The organism is Frankia nepalensis, assembly GCF_016786325.1.
GTDB lineage: Bacteria > Actinomycetota > Actinomycetes > Frankiales > Frankiaceae > Pseudofrankia > Pseudofrankia nepalensis.
This window is the reverse complement of the sequence record NZ_JADWYU010000215.1, coordinates 28634-30451: the sequence shown is the minus strand read 5'-3', so window position 1 is coordinate 30451 and position 1818 is coordinate 28634. Positions and strand designations below refer to the sequence as shown.

The 1818-nt window shown below is 70.7% G+C and carries 3 protein-coding genes; all 3 read right to left on the bottom strand.

The genetic code is table 11. The features are described 5' to 3' along the window. Positions 1-60 precede the first annotated feature (60 nt). The 3 genes from I6A81_RS44275 to I6A81_RS34095 all read right to left on the bottom strand — a co-directional run bounded on the left by I6A81_RS44275 (position 61) and on the right by I6A81_RS34095 (position 1657). Positions 61-258: a hypothetical protein gene (locus tag I6A81_RS44275; protein WP_238438644.1), complete on the bottom strand. Its 198-nt coding sequence runs from the start codon at positions 256-258 to the stop codon at positions 61-63. A gap of 335 nt (positions 259-593) precedes the next feature. After that, on the bottom strand, positions 594-734 hold the full coding sequence (locus tag I6A81_RS44270) for a hypothetical protein (RefSeq protein ID WP_238431210.1): 141 nt from the start codon (positions 732-734) through the stop codon (positions 594-596). 674 nt (positions 735-1408) lie between these two features. Next, positions 1409-1657 (bottom strand): ADP-ribosylglycohydrolase family protein, encoded by a 249-nt coding sequence (locus tag I6A81_RS34095; protein WP_203008444.1) that lies wholly within the window; start codon positions 1655-1657, stop codon positions 1409-1411. Positions 1658-1818: the final 161 nt, after the last annotated feature.

The following is a 1818-nucleotide window of genomic DNA, read 5'->3' as shown; positions in this document are numbered from 1 at the left end:
ACTCCGGCACGCTCCCGGCCATCGCCACCACCCTCAGAGGGCGTGCCCACCCGCAACCACCTAACGCAACGGCATTGGCCCTAGATGTCGTCGCCGCCCGCCGGCCGGGTCGACCACCAGCGCATCCGGGCCAAGGGCGTAGTCGTCGGGCTCCTTGGCCAGCCGGTCGGCGGCCTCGTAGCGGACCGGCAGGAGGAGAAGATCCTTCGTTCGTCCGGCGGTTTCCTTCGACCGGACAATGTCTTCAATGCTCGCCACATGGATCGTGACATTCTAGTCAGTGACGTCGTACCGGCGCGCGTTTCGCATGATCACGTCGAAGGAGCCGACTCCGGGAAGCTCAATGAGTACGTCGACAGCGCCGTATCGAGTCAGCTGACTTCTTTCGCGTCGCGGCATCGCTGAGCGCGGTGGCGAGGCGCGTCAGGTTCGCGGGGTCAGGATCCGGCACGATGTCCAGATCACCTGTGACGTAGGGGTGCCCTGCAGCCGCGCCCCAACTCCACCGACGACGACGTAGCGCACCCGGTGCTCAGCGAACATCCCGAGCAATCCCGGAAGATGCGGCTCGGGACTGCCAAACGGCTGGCCGGTCACTCAGCGACCAGGCGAGCGCGCGCAAAGACGGAGAGTTCAGCCATGAGCATGTTCAGTCGTTGCGCGGGGGGCATCGCGAGGATCGCCTCGACCTGAATCCGGATACCGGGATCCGACTTCCAGGTCTCCCGGCTCATCGTCTTCAGCAGGGCCTGCGCCCGCGCGCACAAGCTCAGTCCGTTCGCGAAGGTAGGCCGTGCGCGCGGCAGGGTCGGCCGGCGGATCGAAAGGATCTTCCAGATTCACAGCCGGACCTCCAGGCAGACGCCTTGGACAGCGACGAGTCCGCGAGGACGCCGTGACGGAACCTCACGTTCAAACCCGCAGGTCAAGAACTAACAGCCCCCGCCGCCCCGAGATCCACGGCCACCACAGCATCGACCAGCGGCCTTACAGACGGTCACGCCACCCGTCCCGGCGGCTCGCTTCGGCGGCGAGCTGGGTGGTGCGGATCGCCAGGGTGGAGACCGGGCGTTCTCGGGGCCGGCGAGGGCGCCGCGGGTGCGCTCCTGGAGAGGATCCGCCCAGCGGGCGGGGAGGGCTTCCTGGCCGCGCATGAGGCCGGAGACGGAGCCCGCGGTGGCGCCGTCGGGTCCGTGCCCAGGCCAGCCTGGACCGCCAGGCCGACGGTGCGGCCGTAGTCGCCGTCGTCCCCGACCGCCGCCGCGACGACCGCCGCGTTGTCGATCGCGAGGAGCCAGCTGCAGTGGCCGTGGCGGGCCTCGATCGCGTCCAGCGCCCCGTCCCCGTACAGGCCGAGGACGTCGTTCAGCGCCTCCGCCCGCCGCGACCCCGGCGGGATGTGGTCCAGCTAGGCGCGACGCGCCCGCCACGTCGTCGGCGGTCGCCTAGATCGCCAGCAGCGCCACCACTCACATCTCGCCGTGGGATGCCCGTTGGCCGTGTGGGACAGGCTCGCATCGGTGAACGCGAGCCTGGCGGCCCGGCGCGGGTCGCCGGGGCAGACGTAGCCGAACAGGTCGCCGCGGATCCGGGCGCCGATCCACTCGCGGTACGGGTTGCCGACGACCGCCGTCGCCGGCGGCGCCAGGCCGCGCACCAGGTCGCGGTAGGCCGGAGCCTGATCCGTCGAGCGAACGGAGCGCAGGACCGAGCAGGGTGACGGACACGACCCGCTCCACGCGCCCAGTACTACGTGGGCAGCACGGTGTGGGCAGCACGGCCAAAGGGGACGGCGCGCGGCCCCCCGCCCCCCCCCCC

Bases quoted from the DNA above. Each gene is read 5' to 3' on its own strand.
- I6A81_RS44270 (WP_238431210.1), bottom strand. From the start codon at position 734: ATGAGCCGGGAGACCTGGAAGTCGGATCCCGGTATCCGGATTCAGGTC.